Origin of the sequence: Sphingobacterium siyangense, from assembly GCF_023277505.1 — a bacterium.
Lineage (GTDB): Bacteria > Bacteroidota > Bacteroidia > Sphingobacteriales > Sphingobacteriaceae > Sphingobacterium > Sphingobacterium siyangense.
In genome coordinates, this window is the sequence record NZ_CP080574.1 from 3,108,047 (window position 1) to 3,126,012 (window position 17,966).

At 39.5% G+C, this 17,966-nt stretch carries 16 protein-coding genes; 10 read left to right on the forward strand and 6 right to left on the reverse strand.

The genetic code is table 11. From position 1 onward, the window contains the following. Positions 1-215: 215 nt before the first annotated feature. The 6 genes from K2F45_RS12590 to K2F45_RS12615 all read left to right on the forward strand — a co-directional run bounded on the left by K2F45_RS12590 (position 216) and on the right by K2F45_RS12615 (position 6,006). Positions 216-1,049 (forward strand): phosphatase PAP2 family protein, encoded by an 834-nt coding sequence (locus K2F45_RS12590; RefSeq protein WP_075992503.1) that lies wholly within the window; start codon positions 216-218, stop codon positions 1,047-1,049. Further along, entirely contained in the window at positions 1,036-2,556 is a 1,521-nt protein-coding gene (gene eptA / locus K2F45_RS12595; protein ID WP_075992504.1) for a phosphoethanolamine--lipid A transferase EptA, read from the forward strand. The genes K2F45_RS12590 and eptA overlap by 14 nt, the downstream gene beginning before the upstream one ends. A gap of 39 nt (positions 2,557-2,595) precedes the next feature. Beyond that, positions 2,596-3,450 carry a helix-turn-helix domain-containing protein gene (locus K2F45_RS12600; protein ID WP_248933744.1) on the forward strand — a complete coding sequence of 285 codons (855 nt, stop codon included), beginning with the start codon at positions 2,596-2,598 and terminating at the stop codon, positions 3,448-3,450. Positions 3,451-3,546: 96 nt separating this feature from the next. Continuing rightward, the gene (locus tag K2F45_RS12605) at positions 3,547-4,197 is read left to right on the forward strand and encodes an HD domain-containing protein (protein ID WP_248933745.1); all 651 of its coding nucleotides are present in this window, start codon (positions 3,547-3,549) and stop codon (positions 4,195-4,197) included. A gap of 327 nt (positions 4,198-4,524) precedes the next feature. Then, on the forward strand, positions 4,525-5,328 hold the full coding sequence (locus tag K2F45_RS12610; RefSeq protein ID WP_075994776.1) for a penicillin-binding transpeptidase domain-containing protein: 804 nt from the start codon (positions 4,525-4,527) through the stop codon (positions 5,326-5,328). A gap of 51 nt (positions 5,329-5,379) precedes the next feature. Then, positions 5,380-6,006: a class I SAM-dependent methyltransferase gene (locus K2F45_RS12615; protein ID WP_075992507.1), complete on the forward strand. Its 627-nt coding sequence runs from the start codon at positions 5,380-5,382 to the stop codon at positions 6,004-6,006. A 63-nt stretch (positions 6,007-6,069) separates the two neighbouring features. On the opposite strand, the gene K2F45_RS12620 is transcribed toward K2F45_RS12615, so the two are convergent. Continuing rightward, positions 6,070-6,411: a winged helix-turn-helix transcriptional regulator gene (locus K2F45_RS12620; RefSeq protein WP_248933746.1), complete on the reverse strand. Its 342-nt coding sequence runs from the start codon at positions 6,409-6,411 to the stop codon at positions 6,070-6,072. Positions 6,412-6,504: 93 nt separating this feature from the next. Between K2F45_RS12620 and K2F45_RS12625 the strand changes: the two genes are divergently transcribed. Beyond that, a complete protein-coding gene (locus K2F45_RS12625) occupies positions 6,505-7,140 on the forward strand; it encodes a peroxiredoxin-like family protein (protein WP_248933747.1) in 636 nt (211 codons plus the stop codon). Further along, positions 7,137-7,940: a DNA alkylation repair protein gene (locus tag K2F45_RS12630; RefSeq protein ID WP_248933748.1), complete on the forward strand. Its 804-nt coding sequence runs from the start codon at positions 7,137-7,139 to the stop codon at positions 7,938-7,940. The genes K2F45_RS12625 and K2F45_RS12630 overlap by 4 nt, the downstream gene beginning before the upstream one ends. A gap of 214 nt (positions 7,941-8,154) precedes the next feature. On the opposite strand, the gene K2F45_RS12635 is transcribed toward K2F45_RS12630, so the two are convergent. The 3 genes from K2F45_RS12635 to K2F45_RS12645 all read right to left on the reverse strand — a co-directional run bounded on the left by K2F45_RS12635 (position 8,155) and on the right by K2F45_RS12645 (position 14,181). After that, positions 8,155-9,306 carry an efflux RND transporter periplasmic adaptor subunit gene (locus tag K2F45_RS12635; protein WP_248933749.1) on the reverse strand — a complete coding sequence of 384 codons (1,152 nt, stop codon included), beginning with the start codon at positions 9,304-9,306 and terminating at the stop codon, positions 8,155-8,157. Next, on the reverse strand, positions 9,299-13,696 hold the full coding sequence (locus K2F45_RS12640; RefSeq protein WP_248933750.1) for a CusA/CzcA family heavy metal efflux RND transporter: 4,398 nt from the start codon (positions 13,694-13,696) through the stop codon (positions 9,299-9,301). The genes K2F45_RS12635 and K2F45_RS12640 overlap by 8 nt, the downstream gene beginning before the upstream one ends. A 107-nt stretch (positions 13,697-13,803) precedes the next feature. Next, a complete protein-coding gene (locus K2F45_RS12645; RefSeq protein ID WP_157626074.1) occupies positions 13,804-14,181 on the reverse strand; it encodes a hypothetical protein in 378 nt (125 codons plus the stop codon). Positions 14,182-14,780: 599 nt separating this feature from the next. Between K2F45_RS12645 and K2F45_RS12650 the strand changes: the two genes are divergently transcribed. Further along, entirely contained in the window at positions 14,781-15,254 is a 474-nt protein-coding gene (locus K2F45_RS12650) for a hypothetical protein (protein WP_075992514.1), read from the forward strand. 12 nt (positions 15,255-15,266) lie between these two features. Here the strand turns inward: K2F45_RS12650 and K2F45_RS12655 are convergent, their stop codons facing one another. Further along, the gene (locus K2F45_RS12655; RefSeq protein WP_075992515.1) at positions 15,267-15,800 is read right to left on the reverse strand and encodes an O-acetyl-ADP-ribose deacetylase; all 534 of its coding nucleotides are present in this window, start codon (positions 15,798-15,800) and stop codon (positions 15,267-15,269) included. A gap of 274 nt (positions 15,801-16,074) precedes the next feature. Between K2F45_RS12655 and K2F45_RS12660 the strand changes: the two genes are divergently transcribed. Next, on the forward strand, positions 16,075-16,467 hold the full coding sequence (locus tag K2F45_RS12660; RefSeq protein WP_237241631.1) for a DoxX family protein: 393 nt from the start codon (positions 16,075-16,077) through the stop codon (positions 16,465-16,467). Between the two features lie 76 nt (positions 16,468-16,543). On the opposite strand, the gene K2F45_RS12665 is transcribed toward K2F45_RS12660, so the two are convergent. Next, positions 16,544-17,602 (reverse strand): metallophosphoesterase, encoded by a 1,059-nt coding sequence (locus tag K2F45_RS12665; RefSeq protein ID WP_248933751.1) that lies wholly within the window; start codon positions 17,600-17,602, stop codon positions 16,544-16,546. Positions 17,603-17,966: the final 364 nt, after the last annotated feature.

Sequence of the window (17,966 nt, forward strand, 5' to 3'; positions counted from 1 at the left end):
GGAAAACTGTAAGATAAGGAAACCGAACTTCAGCCTTGTGCTCTGAGATGAAGCAAAATACGTTGAATATCGGTTTTCTTTTATGATAAAGCTTTTTTGAGGGGCAAGTGAATCAATAATGGGCACGGAATAAGAAAACCTACGCTGCATTTGTAAATTCTAAATTTCTACAGAATTCGTTCCGTTCTTTACGCGTTTAAAAAGACGCGTGCGAGATGAATATTAATTCGACGATAATCCATAATTATGCTAGGCTTAGAAAATCGTTGTTCTTTCTACCTACAATCCTGTTAGCTCTGCTCATTCTATTTCTATATTTTAATCATGCATTGAATGTATATGGCTATACCGTCATTCAGAAGAGTAGCTTTTTCGCGATAAATGCTTATCTGGGGCAATATCCAAATCTTGAGTCCAATTTTACACAGTTTGGAGATTGTTTAATCAGTCTCTCGCTTTTGAGTGTCTTTCTGCGCTATGGTCCTAAATTATGGGAGGCGTTAATATCATCATCTCTAATTTCTGCTTTCTTTTCGATCCTTTTAAAAGTACTATTTGCTGTGCCACGACCCGCAGCAGTATTTAATCATACTAGTTTTTTGATTACCGGTAAGATGCTTCTTGGGAACAATAGCTTGCCTTCTGGCCATTCCATCACGATATTTACAACGTTGACTGTTATCATGTATGCTTTTATGCCGCAACGATTAAGTTATAAAATAATGTGGTTTTTAGGTTTAACATTTATTGGGTTAATGCTTGCTTTATCTCGCGTCGCATTGGGGGCACACTATCCTTTGGACGTGCTCAGTGGCTGTATTATAGGATATCTTTCGGGGCTGTTCGGAATTTTTTTTAGCAGGGAATTTAAAATATGGAACTGGATCAACAACAAACGATATTATCCAATTTTCATATTATTGTTCCTCGTTTTCAGTATTGTATTGATCAATAGAATAATTAATGATAATTTGCTAATATTTTATTTTACATTTATCTGCTTAATTAGTACACTTTATAAAATCATTACCGTTTATGCTAAAAAATAGCTTAAAATTAGTTCATTTTGTCCTTTTCATGAGTGTGTTGAATTTTATATTCTTCCATTTTCCATTTTATACTTTTGTTTTTAATAATGTTGATTACAGGAGTTTTGGGGGTATTGTTCTGATCGGTAGCTTAATGGTTCTGATGCTGGTGATGAATGCTTTTGTACTTTATCTATTTTTTTCGGCGTCCCGTCGCTTTGGGAAATCCATACTTGTTTTGTTCTTTCTGATCAATTCAGTCGCCGTTTATTTTGTTAACACATACAGCGTTATTTTGGATGAAACAATGATCGGTAATATCTTGAATACCCGATATTCAGAGTCCAGCGGTTTCTTTTCCCTGAAACTGATCGTCTATCTCGTGTTTCTTGGTATTATACCTAGTATCTTCATCATTAAAGCTAAAATAGTAAAGGATAAACCAAGAAAGTTTTTTATCACTTCCTCACTTTCGTTATTATTTATTGTTATTTTAATATTTGCCAATGCGACTAATTGGTTGTGGATCGATAAGAATTCGAAGACTTTGGGTGCACTTGCCATGCCTTGGTCTTATACCGTCAATATTTCGCGCTTTTATATTCATGAATATCAAAAAAATAAGAAAGAGATTCTATTGCCGGATGCGACAATAACTGACCACAAAAAGACAGTAGTTGTACTTGTTATAGGTGAATCTGCTCGAAGGGATAATTTTTCGTTGTATGGCTACCAGAAGAATACAAATCCTCTGCTTTCCAAGACACCCAATCTTTATCATTTTGACGCAACTTCTTGTTCTACCTATACGACAGCTGGAGTAAAATGTATATTGGAACATAAAAATACGGATGATTTGTACGAAATCCTGCCAAATTACCTTTACAGAAATGATGTCGATGTGATCTGGCGAACGAGTAATTGGGGGGAGCCGCCTGTACATATTAAAGAATATGAAACAAGTGATCAACTTGCTACAACCTGTAAAGGTGAAGGATGTGCTTACGATGAGGTACTTTTAACAGGTCTAAAGGAGCGGATATCATCCAGTAAAAAAGACAAGATTTTTGTTGTGCTCCACACAAGTACAAGCCATGGACCAACATATAGCAAGAAATATCCTGCTCAATTCGAACAGTTTAAGCCTGTCTGCAATAGTGTTGAGTTAGGGAACTGTTCTAAAGAAGAATTGATAAATGCTTATGATAACACGGTTGTTTATACAGATTATATTTTGCATAATCTTATTGAGGATCTAAAACAATTGAAGGAATATAACAGTGCCATGTTGTTCGTCTCGGATCATGGAGAATCACTGGGTGAAAATAACCTGTATATGCACGGACTGCCGATGAGCATTGCACCAAAAGAGCAATACGAGATTCCTTTTATCGTCTGGGTGTCTGATCATTCAAAACAGTTGAAACCAAATAAAACCTTGACCCAAAATCATGTATTTCATAGTGTACTGAAATTTCTGGATATGAAGAGCCCTATCTATGACGAGAATATGGATATTTTCAAATAGCGAGCAATAGCGATTGTCAAGGTTTATTGATTTTACAGTATGAAATCAGCTAAGAAGATTATAATTGAACCTGTAATAGATGATTCTTTTTCTATAAATCGGATAGATCAGCACCTTAACGATGATGAAACATTTAATAGACTGACCTATAATCGTATTTTTTTTGTCGAAACCGGTGCCGGCTATCTTTCTATTGATAATAATGTATTTGAGCTACATGACAATAGCATTTTTCTCTTATCCAAGGGACAGATCTATGCTTTTTCAGATCAGACTTCGGTAATGGGTTTTTCCATTTCCTTTGGAGATTGTTTTTGGCAAAAGACACCTCCGAGCGCAAGTAACTGTAAAGCTGTATTGTTCAATAACACCAGTGCAAATCCATATCTGAAGCCTAATACTACCGAAGTAGCGGAGCTGTTATTTCTATTCAATGCACTGTTGTCAGAATATTGTGGTCCCCAGTATATCAATCAGATGGATGCTCTTGCGGCGTTTTTGAAAATTATTATGATTAAACTTGCGAACGTTAAACTGACCGCGGAAGCAACTTTCGATAGTCAGGATTACATCTTGTATCGCAAATTTATGGAAATGCTCAGTGCACAGTTTGATCAATATCATGCCGTGTCGGATTATGCCAAAATGCTTCATATTTCAGCACGAAGATTAAGCGAACTTTGTAAACGATGTAGCGGGATTAAGGCGAAGGAGATCATTAATGGGCAGCTCATAGCAGAAGCGAAACGATTGCTGCAGTTTAGTGCGATAACAGTGAAAGAAATCGCCTATGCACTTAATTTTAATTCGGCAGAACAATTTAGTCATTTTTTTAAAAAGAATACAAAACTGTCTCCCCTGAACTACCGTAATCAATTTGTTGATGCAGATTGAAAGTTGCACACGGTAAATTTTGACATTTCAAACGTACTTATTGCTATTCCTATGGGGCTGTTGCCATCATAACTTTGTCCTAAATATCTTAAAGTTATGGCAGTAAATCATCTAAAAAAAGTGGCCGGCATTGTTATTCCGGACAGTAAAATCGCAACGCAAGCGACAGCATTACTATTGGAACATGGTACTGAATTTATCTACAACCATTCGTTGCGTGTCTTCCTATTTTCATCTTTGAATGCAAAACGCAAAAATTTGGTCTACGACAGTGAATTGTTGTATGTAGCTTCCGTATTTCATGATTTGGGCTTAGTATCGCATTACAGCAGTGCAGATCTTCGTTTTGAAGTGGATGGCGCTAATGCCGCCCGAGACTTTCTAAAAAGCCATGGTGTAGAGTCGACGAAATTACAGCTCGTATGGGATACCATAGCACTCCATACAAGCATAGGAATTGCTGAACACAAAGAAAATGAAGTTGCCCTGATGTACTCGGGCGTTGGGCTTGATGTGATGGGTGAGGGCTATGCGCATTTAAGTGCCAAAAATAGAGAAGAGATTGTTCAAGCCTTTCCAAGGGATAATTTTAAAAAGAAAATTATCCCGACTTTTTTTGAAGGTTTTGAGCATGAGACAGAAACCACATTTGGCAATATAAAGGCAGATGTGTGCGCTTTTATGATCCCTAATTTTGAGCGAAAGAACTTTTGCGATTGTATTCTTCATTCGCCTTGGTCTGAATAGTAAGTCTAAGTCCGAGGTCTGAATAACAAGTTCGGATCACATAGCTTTCGGGACTATCTTGCTTTAGCGATAGTCCCGCGCTATTTTCTCCTATTCAATACTATCCCAATAATCGACGACTGACTTCTAACCGAGCTAAAGCACATCTTGTATGTATATCATGTATTGGATATTTGAAAATCGTTAAATTTATGTCTTAACTTTATAAAGGCTCTAGTACAGTTTTCAAGTTTCAATTTGTACAATGGCTTTTTATTTTAATGGTATCAACGTATGGTTTTAAATAGTATTTATCGGATGGTTTTCAAATCGATTTTGTTTATAACAATGACGTTGATTTCGTTTGACTTGTTGGCCCAAGCTCGAAATCCTGAAAAGAAGATCATTAGATCTGACTTTCAAAAATATTTTGATGAGTGTCATGTTAAGGGCGCTGTTGCGCTTTATGACAATAACAAAGGTGCTTGGATTTTGTCCGATACATCGGACACACAAGTTGCAACATTACCTGCATCAACTTTTAAGATTATAAATATGTTGATTGCCTTGGAAACGAAGACGATCAAAGATGAAAATAGCATTGTTCCATGGCCGGGATCAACAGATACCTTAAAATATGGCTACCGACCAGATATTTATAAAAATATCAGTGTAAAAGAGGCATTTACCGTGTCTGCAGGTTGGGCATTTATTGAGTTAGCGAAGAAAATTGATCGTTCTGTCTATCTGAAGTATCTCAAAGCCTGTAACTACGGGAATGTGGACCTTTCCGAATCAGGTCCCGACTTCTGGAATTTTGGTCCAATGGGCATCTCACCAATTAATCAGGTTGAATTTTTGAAAAAGCTTTATGATGGAAATTTGCCATTTTCAAAAAGAAATATGGATATTGTTAAAGGTGTCATGATTTCGGAACAAAACGCGGACTATACGGTTCGGTCTAAAACGGGCTGGACAATGGCCAATCAGATCAACACCGGATGGTGGATAGGCTATGTTGAACAAAAGGAAAATGTTTATTTCTTCGCAACGCGACTTATTCAGGACCGGAAGTTCAACAGCCCTGATTTCTCGAGCTGCCGGAAGACGATTACACGGAAAATTTTTAAGGATCTAAAGATTTTGCCCTAACACCAAGGTTGATGGTTATCAGTCAATAAATTTTATCAGGACAATAGACAGATGGAAAATTTTAATCGAAAAAAGCATTGGGAAGAAATATACGAAAATAAGCCGCTGGAATCAGTTAGCTGGTATCAGCCTACCCCAGAAGTATCACTACATTTTATAAATCAATCTAGTCTCCCAAAAAAGGCTAAAATTATTGATATAGGTGGTGGTGACAGTTTCCTGGTTGATTTCTTATTAAAAGCAGGATTTGAAGATATTACCGTATTGGATATTTCCAGCGCTGCCATTGAAAGAGCGAAGAAGCGATTAGGGGATCAAGCGACTAAAGTCAAATGGATTGTTTCGGATATCTTGGACTTCGTTCCCGATACACCATATGATTTTTGGCATGATAGGGCCACATTTCATTTTTTGACTGCTCGCCAGGAGATTGAACGCTACATCGAAATCGCAGATCAAGCAATTGCAGTGGGAGGTATTTTGGTTGTTGGAACCTTTTCTGAACAGGGACCAACGAAATGCAGTGGCATTACAATTAAACAATATTCAGCACAATCGATAAGCGATTTGTTCCAGACATATTTTAGGAAAATTGAATGTATAGATATTGACCATATAACACCCTTCGACACGAAACAGCGTTTTGTGTTTTGCAGTTTTCGCAAAGAGCTGTTATAGCAGGGTCGAATACTTCTCTCGCAAATAGAACATCGCTGTGTCGATCGAATCTGCTCGTTTGCGCTAACTTTTATTGGAATTTTCCAATAAAAGTTCTCCCCAAGCATTCAATTTCCAGAGTACTTCCACTAAACTTTTCCCTAATGGGGTCAATGAATACTCCACTCTTGGAGGAAGCTCCTGGAAAGATTGTTTGGTTAGAATGCCATCATTGACCATTTCACCCAATTGTTGGTTTAGCACTCGTCTATCAACTGTTGCGATACCACGAAGCATTTCACTTGGGCGTTTTTCCCCTTCATTGATACGCCATACAATCGGAATTTTCCATTTCCCACTAATCGCATTGACGGCAAATTCCAATGGACATATTTTTTGTTTTATTGTTTTCTCTGTTATACGCATAAAATTGACTTTTTTGTCCCATAGGGATAATAAAATGCGGTATTGTGATTGTGCATTTACTTTTAAAACTTTGCAGAAATAACATACAGCATCATGAAAAATTTAGAATACGAAGTTGCTAAATTAAATGCAAATTTAGCAACTCTTCCTCTCGAAATAAAGGAAATATTTGGCAGATCGATTCAGGATCTACAGTCTGGGGATCTAACCGAAAAGAGCCTACAGATAGGGGACAAGTTCCCTGATTTTAGTTTGGTGAATTCGAAGTGTGAAGAAATTGAGCTGGGAAAACTTCTGAAGAAAGGAAAGGTCATTGTGGCCTTTTTCCGCGGTAGCTGGTGTCCCTACTGTAACCTCGAGTTAAGAGCTTTACAACAGAATTTGACTCATTTTACTGCTGTTGAGGCCACTCTTCTTGCAATTTCGCCACAAGTGCCTAAATTTAGCGAAGCACTTCTGACGGACAACAATTTGGATTTCGAATTGTTGTTTGACGAAGATAATACTTTGGCAATCAGTGTTGGCATCTCATTTGAACTTCAGGATTATGCCATTTCAAACTATAATCGCTTGGGAATCAACTTGTCCGCCTACAATGGTAATGACGGCAACAGACTGCCGGTCCCTGCTGTTTTTGTGATCGATCCTGATTATACGATATCTTATCGATTTATGGATGTCAACTATATGAATAGGCTTAATATCGAAGAGTTAATAACACAGCTATGAGTAAAGTACAACGTAAAGGTGCAAGACGGATAGCGGATATTTCGATAGATTGCCTGGACAGTCTGAACCGCGGAGAAATTGAAACTGCAAATCTTATGGAGTGGCTCGCTGTTGACCAACGGTTTTTACTCGAGCATATCCTTCAGCAAAATGGGCGCATTCATTACTTGAAACCAATCTTGGCACTGCTTGATCAGTTACAGAAACCGACGGTAAATTCCATCAATGAAACGATCGGGCGGGCGCTGCTCGATTTGATCACACAATATCGTGATAATACCTTCCTGACAATACTATCCAATCATGCTGCAGATCTCGTGCGTTGCTGGGCAACCTACACGGTCGGAGCTGATAAGCAGCTTGAAATTGAGAAACTACTGTTGTCCATGCGTCCTTTTGCCGCAGATCGGCATTTTGGGGTGCGAGAAATCAGCTGGATGGCGATACGTAATAGGATAGCTTTGGACTTGGAAAGGAGTATTGCCGGTCTGAGTCTATGGACGGTGGAGAAGGATGAAAATTTGAGACGTTTTGCTTCGGAGGCGACCCGACCGAGAGGCGTATGGTGTAAGCACATCGATCGCTTGAAGCAGGAGCCAAGTCTAGCCTTGTCTATTTTAGAACCGCTAAAATCTGACCCTTCAAAATATGTTCAGGATAGTGTTGGAAATTGGCTGAATGACGCAAGCAAAAGCCAACCCGGTTTTGTTAGGGCACTTTGTAATCGCTGGGAACAGGAAAGCGATACCAAGGAAACGCAATACATCATTCGAAAAGCACTTCGAACTATCCTGAAATAAATATGTCCGGTAGTTATCAAACAAAAAATGATGATCGCCCGCTTGAGCGACATTTGACCTCAGTTTACGGCAATAAATCTGAGTTTGCGTACTTTAACTAAAGCAGTTTAGATGGATGATCGGCTTATCCGAAATTAAAAGCCGCCATTTATTGTTCTTAAAAGAACGATAAATGGCGGCTATCACTTAAATGATTTATTCGATACGTATGATTTTACTCTTCCTTATTCTGTGCTTTCATTAGTAACGCGAAAGCATTTTTTAGTGCTAATTGTGTGTTCGGTTGAATGTTATCGGCCTGAATCTGCTGTTTTCCGTTCTCTTGGATACCTAATTTTACCTCATTCATTTGAAATGAACCAGCGCTATGTTGTACAAATACAAAATATTTATTTTGCCAACGTACGATAGCCTCTTCTGGTACAACCATTGCCTTGGTGTTATTGATATGAAGATCGGCATTCATGAACATCCCAGGGGTCAAAATAGCATCGGATTTTTGAAAACGGCATAGCACTTCGGCCATTCTATTTTCATCAAAAGTGCGGTTGACAAGAAAGACTGCGGCCGGAATTTTTCGAGCGACTTCCGTATTGGCATATGCAGAAACGGTATTTCCTATCTTGACTTTAGCCAGATCTTTTTCGAACAGCTGTAGGGAAAGATACATGTCTGATGGATTAACAATCTCAAATAGGATATCTGTGGGAGCAGTATATTTTCCAACACTGACATTCACTTTGGTGATAAAACCATTGGTTGGAGACAATATACGTACGTCTTTTTTGATACTTGTCGTCGTTAGTTTCTTCGGCTCGATTCCGATAAGACGCAATTTTTCCGACAATGAGTGAATTAGGATACGCTCACGATCCATATCTGCTTTGGCCTGCTGGAACACCTTGTCGCTGCTTGCCTTGCTTTGATTGAGCTCGTATTGTCTTTTATATTCTGTTTCGGCGAGCACATAATTTGTCTGTGCAGTCAAATAGTCCTGTTGGAGCTGGATAAACTGCATATCTTCGATAGTTGCCAATACCTGACCTTTTCGCACAGGTTTTCCAGGGAGCATAGTCGTCGATTTAATATAGCCACCAATGGGAAAACTTAGGCTCACAGTGCTTTCCGGCGCAACAGCGACATGGCCCTGTAATGTAATTTTGCCACTGACATTTTCGATTGTAGGGGGTCCGATTACAATACCGGCTGCTGCAATCTGTTTGGGTTCAAGTTGAACACTTTGCGCTGCAAGTGCAGAATCTGCTACGGGCGCTGGCTTGTTGTTTTCGGTGTTTTCTCCTTGAGCACAGGCAACGAAGGAAAAAAGGATCAAACTGTATGCTGTGTTTTTTAACGATTTATTCATTGTATAACTTACTTAATTGGATGGCTGCTTGATTGTAACTGTTTAATGTATTGATGTATTCGCTTTGTATGGCAATGGCTTGGTTGACAAGAATGACCCATTGTAGGTAGTCTATTTCGCCATTGACGAATTGCTTGTCGGCTGTTACAAAAATTGTATCTGCATGCTTTAATCCACGATCTTCATAATATTTTAGTACTTCTTTATACTTCTCAACCTGCTCGATGGCATTGTTTGATTCTGTCTTCAATTCACTTTTTACGTATTCAAGTTCTTTCAATTGACCTTTCCATGCGAGTTTTGCCGCGTTTATTCGATTGGACTGCGCTCCAAAAAATAGGGGTACACTGATGCCGGCGCTGAAGTAGCTCAAACGGTCGGACGAACGATACAATACCTCCTGACCACGGAAGGTTTGTACCCCCTGCAACGTTTGACTATTATATCCTATTGTAATTTCAGGAAGCAGCTTTGAACGCTCCAGTTGCCATTGAGCATGCGCTGTCTGTGTCTGAAGTTGCGCAATCTTATAGGCCGGAAGTGCTTCAGCCTGACTGGATAAGTCCGGGTGAATCGACATAACTTCTTGATATTTAATTGTGTCGGAGGCTGGGATGTAACGAATGCTGTCCTGCAATAAGAAATTGAATCTGTTCAGGGTGATGTTCAGATCTTTTTGAAGCAGCTTTAATTGATTATTGATTTCTTGACGCTGTGTTTGGGCTGCGGTTTGCTCCAGGATATTTGCCGCGCCAACTTCAAAGCGTTTGCTTGTCTTTGCTTCAAAAATACGATACAGACTATCTGCGCGTAACAAGAGCTCCTTTCGTTTGCCCATTGCCAGATAATCGAAATACAGGCTCTTAACGGCGGTTCGAATCTCCAGGAGATTAAACTTGGTAGATTCACGCGCCAATGAGAGCTCGTTTTTTAAGACTGCTGTCTGTTTTTTATAAACAGCAGGAAAACTAACCGTTTGGCTGATACCGATGCGATTATCGGTATACGCACTATTCACATGACCGTAATCGCCTGAAATAGCTAATTTAGAAGGGTCGAATCCGGTTTTGGCCAATTTTTCCTTAGCTTGTTCATTGATCCTGAGCTGTTGGATACGCGGACTATTATGCTCTGCCCGCTGTATGGCCTGCGCTAAAGATATATGCTGTGTGCTGTTGATCGTCTGTGCCGAAATCTTACCCTCCTGAAAAAAGGAACAAGACAAGAGAACCAAAAGGACTATTTTGGTTACAGCCGAATTTGGTTTGCTAAGGGCTTTGTCTGATTTATTAAACAACAGATATAATGCGGGCAAAACAAAGAGGGTTAGAAATGTTGCTGAGATTAAACCGCCAATAACAACTGTTGCCAGTGGACGTTGTACTTCAGCACCTGCACCATTGCTCAATGCCATTGGTAAGAATCCCAAGGACGCCACGGCGGCGGTCATCAGTACCGGTCGGAGACGATTGCGAGTGCCCATCATGATCAGTTCCTGCATGTCGGTAATAATCCCTTCCTTTTTAATACGGTTAAACTCCGAGATCAAGACAATGCCATTTAAAACGGCAACACCAAATAGCGCAATGAAACCAATGCCTGCCGAGATACTAAAGGGCATCCCCCGAAGTGCCAGGGCAAAAACACCTCCAATCGCCGACAGGGGAATTGCAGTGTAGATCAAGGCGCCATCTTTTAACGACGAAAATGCAAAGTAAAGCATACCAAAAATTAATAGCAGGGCAATGGGCACAGCAATGCTCAAGCGGGCCTTGGCCTGTTGCAGATTTTCAAATGTACCACCATAAGTCAATGTGTAGCCTGTATCCATTTTAAGCTGCGCAGCAACCTTTTGCTGCAGTTCCTCCACGATGCTTTGCACATCACGCCCCCTGACATTGAAGCCCAAGATAATACGGCGCCGCGCATTTTCTCGCTGGATCTGATTAGGGCCCTCCACTTCATCAATATCTGCAATCTGGCTAAGTGGAATCTGTATCCCTTTGGCGGTCGTTACCTGTAGATTCCTGACATCTTCAATATTACGGCGACCTTCATTACCTACGCGCACAACAAGATCGAAGCTTTTTTCACCTTCATAGATCTTGCCTGCGGAAGCTCCTGCAAAAGCCGAATTAACAGTACGATTGATGGAAGCGATATCGAGACCATATTTTGCAATCTCATCCCGGTTGTAGTCTATGACAATCTGGGGCATTCCCGTGACTGATTCGATGTACCAGTCTGCAGTTCCTTTTACTGTTTTGGCAATATCGCCCAATTGCTGCGCATAGTTTGCCAATTTATCGAGGTCTTCTCCATAAATCTTGCACACGACATCTTGTTTTGCGCCCGTCATTAATTCATTAAAACGCATTTGAACAGGGAATTGAAAGCCTGTCGTTATCCCGGGCATAACTTCCTGTGCTGTTGCCGACATTTTACCAGCCAGCTCCACAAATGATTTAGCATTTTTCCATTCCGACTTTGGTTTTAAGACAATGATCATATCACCTCCTTCAATAGGCATTGGATCTGTTGGTATTTCTGCGCTTCCGATCCGCGACACGATTTTTTCAACTTCAGAATAACGATTTTTTAAGGCTTCTGAAACCCGATCAATTGCATTTATCGTTGTCGATAGATTGGTACCAACGAGCAGCCTTGTCTCTACAGCAAAGTCACCTTCCTCCAGTTGGGGTATAAATTCACCGCCCATTTTTGAAAATACAACGATTGAAATAGCGAAAAGTGCAATTGTGATGGCAACGAGTATTTTACGGATAGCAAGTGCACCAGTGAGTGCATTCTGATAACCCTGCTCGAGACGGGTCATAATCCGATCCGAAATATTGGGTTTATGATTGAGCTTCTTGCTCACCACAAGTGAGCTTATCATTGGTACATAGGTCAAAGATAGAATGAAAGCGCCTAGAATAGCGAATGCTACCGTTTGAGCCATCGGTTTAAACATTTTCCCTTCGATTCCAGTAAGCGAAAGAATGGGCAAGTAGACGATCAAGATAATAATTTGTCCAAAAACTGCGGCATTCATCATTCTGGAAGCTGAAGAAGTCACTTCCTGGTCCATTTCCTGTTGGGATAAACTGTCGATGCCCTTATATTTTTTTGAAAAATGAATATGGTGCAGGATGGCTTCAACAATGATAACAGCACCATCGACAATTAAACCAAAGTCCAGTGCTCCTAAACTCATTAGGTTGCCACTGACGCCAAATGTGTTCATCATGCTGATGGCAAAGAGTAGGGATAGCGGGATGACCGAAGCAACAATTAAACCTGCCCTCAGATTACCTAGGAACAGCACAAGAACCAGTATGACAATGAGAGCTCCTTCCAAGAGATTGTGTTCTACGGTTCCAATGGCGTTGTTTACCATTTTCGTGCGGTCGAGGAAGGGCTCAATAAGGACTCCTTTGGGAAGTGTTTTCTGAATTTGATCGACTTTATCTTTGACGATTTTGATCACATCCGAAGAGTTTCCACCTTTGAGCATCATGACAATACCACCGCAGACCTCGCCTTGTCCTGCCATAGTCAGTGCGCCATAACGAATCGCTGAGCCCAACCTGACTTCGGCAACGTGATGGATGAGGATCGGTACGCCACCATTATCTTTGACCACAATTTTATTGATGTCGGCTATGGATTTTGTCAAGCCAACACTTCGGATATATAATACTGCGGGGCCTTTTTCGATATAAGCTCCGCCTGTATTCTGGTTGTTGTTTTCGAGTGCCGTAAAGACATCAATTATACTGATATTCAAGGCTTTCAGCTTGGATGGGTTTACTGCAACCTCATATTGTTTGAGTTCTCCACCAAATGTAGCAACATCTGCAACTCCGGGAGTTCCGAGAAGTTGACGGCGTACAGTCCAGTCCTGAATGGTGCGCAAGTCTGCCAGCGAATAGGTCTGTTCATAACCTTTTTGAGGTTTGAGGACATATTGGTAGATTTCACCAAGTCCTGTAGTGACGGGAGCGAGTGTAGGAGCACTTGCATTTTCGTTTATTTCAATTTGTGCGAGACGCTCTGTGACTTGCTGTCTCGCCCAGTAGATATCGGTGCCATCTTCAAATACGATGGTTATTAAAGATAGACCGAACCGCGACATACTTCGACTTTCCTTGATTTCGGGAACATTGCTGACAGCCAATTCCACGGGAAAGGTGATAAGGCGCTCAACGTCTTCGGCACCAAGAGAGGGTGCGGTCGTGATAACTTGAACTTGATTGTTCGTAATATCTGGTACGGCATCGATAGGCAACTTGGTCAATTGGTAGATGCCATAGCCGACCCATACCAATATAAACAGACCAATTGCCAGTTTGTTTCGAACTGAGAATTGTATTATTCTATTAAGCATTTTAGTAAAATCTAAATTATAAGAAATCGTGCAAACCTCATTTTGGGACAAAAAAAGACCTGCAACTTGAAAAATCAGGTTGTTTTAACATGCTGATTTAATATAAATTAGACTTGAGGCGGGCGGAATAATGCGGAAATATATGATCGGGAATAATTATTCGGTTTAGGCAAACCAAAAGCACTATCCACTGCGACTTGATGCGGCCTAACATAATGAATCTTATAGTTGGATACAAAGACAAATGAAAATGCTGTTAAATCGTATTTTTTGAAGGGCAGTTTCATGTCTTCCTGCTCATCGTTGTCAGGCAGATCCTGGCCCCAATAATGCATGGAAAGAAATTCCACAAAGGTTATGGGCGGACCTATCTCATTATGGATTGTAAAATGCTGATACAGCTTGGGCAGTTTCGCCAGCTGGGACAGCATCGTTGATTCTCCAATGACCAAAAATAGAAATATGTAAAGAAAAAATCTTTTCACCGTTGTAAAAATACAGTTGTTCAATCAATTTCGCAACAAAACTATCACTTATTATGCAGATCGATCGGGGAAGGAGAGCGTTCTTTGAAACGATGTCATAGTGAGCTGATTTCGGATGGCCGAGTATAATTCTAGGTGAGCCAATCGGGCACTGTTTTACTGCTTTGTGCGTTTTTGTCGCTTTATTGTAATCGTTTGTGCATTATAGTATTTAAATGACCGTCGAACAATATTCAAGCTGTGTTTGGGTATTGTTCAATATGACGTAATGGGGGGAGACATCTTCATGACAGCTTCTTGCAAAAAAAAGGTTACCCAGATATTTGATAACCAATGTTTTAAACAGATACTGGTAGGGTGTTTATTTTTTTAAATATCGTGAATTCTAATGACTTATAAAGAAATTTTAAAAAGATGGCCATATTTGTTTGTTTACCTCCTTTTTGTTCTGACTAATTTGTATCTTAATAAACTGTATAGCCATCCGCAATCTCATGTTCTAAGGCCTTAAATTGGGGTATTAACTTGTTGGTCATATTGGCTTCTAAACTTTGTCAAAGGAATATTGCTGCAGTTTAAAAATAAGGAGAAAATACGAAATGAAAAAAATTATCGTCATTGCTGTCTACTGTGTTGTGTTGTTTATGTCGTGTAACAATAGGGATGAAGATGGGGGAAATGATGAGGTTGCTGAAATATCTCAAAGCGGAATAGCCTCGGTCGTAAAATCATACTTTCTCTATCATGAAATAAGAAATGTAGACTATGCTATCTATATCAATGACGTATTGGCAGGACAATCTCATGAAAATGATGGTATTCCGGGGCCCTATAAGTTGAACCAGTATATAACTTCATCAGGAAAGCAAATTGTGAAAATGATCATATCTGCCAACAGTCGAGAAAGAGAGATCACTCCAGAAATATTGGGAGAAATCAGTAAGAACACAGGTATATATTTGCTTTTAAATAAAGATTTCGAGAATATTAAGGAGCTCAAAAAACTGCAATTTCCGCACATCGAAAAGTCTGTTCCTTCCTATGAATGTATATGGGAATTTGAAACTGACTAGGATAATTTTCCCCTAGGCTTGCATTACTAGTTGATTGATCAGCCGGAAGTTATCATCGTCAAAACATACTATTTTGACTTGCGTAAGTGTTGTATCCGCCATCAGAAACTGCGTAATGACGCGGATGGATATTTGAGCAGCTAGTTCTTTCGGGAATCTGTAAATCCCTGTACTGATATTGGGAAAGGCAATCGAATGGCAACCATTTTTTACAGCTAATCTGAGCGCATTATAATAACAGCTTTCTAATTTTTCAATTTCGTGATTTTTCCCTCCATTCCACACAGGGCCAACTGTATGAATTACATATTTAGCGGCTAGCTTGCCTGCAGTTGTAATGACGGCTTCGCCGACCTTGCAGCCTCCTTGTTTAGCCACAATGTTACGGCATCCTTCCAGAATTTCCGGCCCACCGGCGCGATGAATAGCGCCATCTGCACCTCCACCTCCAAGTAACGACGTGTTGGCAGCATTTACAATAACATCGACTGCAATTTTTGTTATATCGCCCTTTACTACGGTTATTTTATCGGTATTATGTGACATAAGATTAATCTTAATTCAAAGATATGAAAAATAAAATAGCAGGTCTAATCACTGTATTAGGGGGATAGCCATTGAAGTTAATGTCTCAGGTAAAAAAATATTGTGTAGTTAAATAGCTACGCTTATATTTATAGTCAAATAACTACATAACAAGGAGCGGTCGGTAATAGAACTAGCTTATTTTAGGAAATAAGAAGAAGACCCAGTGTTGAAGATAGGAGAGGTGACTATTAACGTGAAGTAATTAACAGTATAATAAGTAAATCATAGTATTATGAAAAGAAATAGGATAATTTATTGGATAGCGACCGTATGGTTGGCTGTAGGATTATTGTCAACTGCTATCATACAGATTTTTAAAATTCAAACGGAAGGAGCAGGTGGGATACAAAATGTTACTCATTTGGGATATCCTAGTTATATACTTCCTTTACTTGGGATCTGGAAGCTTTTAGCCGTGGTTGCCTTGCTTTGGCCTAAAAGGCCTCTCTGGAAAGAATGGGCATATGCGGGTATTTTCTTTACCGCTACTAGTGCTTTGTATTCACATATTGCATCGGGAGATTCTTTCGCTTTAATGGCTCCGGCACTATTATATATTATTCTAATTGCTACTTCTTGGTATTTCAGACCAGCCGATAGGAAATTTGATTTGAAATCGTGTTGAAACCTGTGATGAATTTAATGAGTTAACCGAAAATATACACTGTATTATGGATTCATCAGTGACAGTATTTAATGCTTTAACCTTTACTCTTTAGATGAAATATGGTGATTTCCGGTAGTATCCCAACTCGGCTTGGATAATCCAGATAACCGAATCCAACATTTACGTACAGTGCCTGATGCTTTTCACGGTATAGGCCGGCCCATTCACGGTAAGCATATTTCACTGGACTCCACTGATAATTCGGGCTATTATAGCCGAATTGTCCCCCATGTGTGTGTCCACTGAAAGTGACGTCGATTGTGGGATATTTGGGTATGATCTCCGCGCGCCAATGGGAGGGATCGTGTGAAAGCATTAAGTTGATGGGCGAAGATTTATCTACTTTAGACATGGCCAAATCGATATTCCCATAATTTTTGGGATTATTTGTTCCCCAATTTTCGACGCCTATAATGGTAATCTTTTCGTTATTCAGTATCAGTTCTTTCGATTCATTGAGAAGTAGTTGCCAGCCTAGTTTTTGATGAATGGATTTGAGATTTGAAAGATTTTTTTCCTTGGTCAAGTTCATTTGATCAAAGAAATGATATCTGTTAAAATGATAATCTCCATAATCGTGGTTTCCAAGTATAGAGAATGTGCCTAATGGGGCCTTCACTTTATCAAATATGGATAAATAGTCCTCCATTTCGGCAGCAAAATCATTGACTAGATCCCCTGTAAAAAAGACGATGTCAGGCTTCTGTGCTAACAAGAGGTCGATCCCTTTTTTTACAGCAGTTGAATTAAATAGACTACCTGCATGTATATCGGAAATTTGCGCTATAGTAATTCCTTCAAATGATTTCGGTAACTTAGGTAAGATTAAATCGAGGTGGTTGACCTGATATTTATACAAATTGAAGGCAAATCCACGTGTAAGTGCAAGAATGGGAACACTGGCTAGCAGAAGACCGCTTTTGACTATAAAATCTGATCTTTTTATAGGCGGTAAATTTCCAGCCTGTTTCGGCGAAGATTTAGTTTTTTTAAAACGTCTGTTAATTATTTTGAACGTATATACAATAGTATCAATACCGATAAAGAAAAGACAGATTATCTTACCAAATAGCAACGAAAGCGTAAAAAACACGAAACAGGCAGATTCAAAACTAGTCCATTTAAAAAATAAATTAAGAAATATGCACAGATAGGAAAGTATACTGACAGACCACCAGACTATGTTTAGTAGCTTTGGATTGAATTTCCAAATTGACAATGTCCGAATTCTTAAGAAGATTAATAGATCTAAAAAAATGAATAGCATTAAAATTTTTAGATAAGCATAGAACTGTTGGAGCATATTCGAAGTTTAACTAATTTGGACCAGGCATATCTGGAATAAATAATTGGATTACAAAACCTAAAATAGGTGTTTTTTTCCGTAATCATAATTTCATTGTTAAATTATTTTCATAGTAAAGACTATTACGCTTTAGAGCCTATAACCTCCTCTT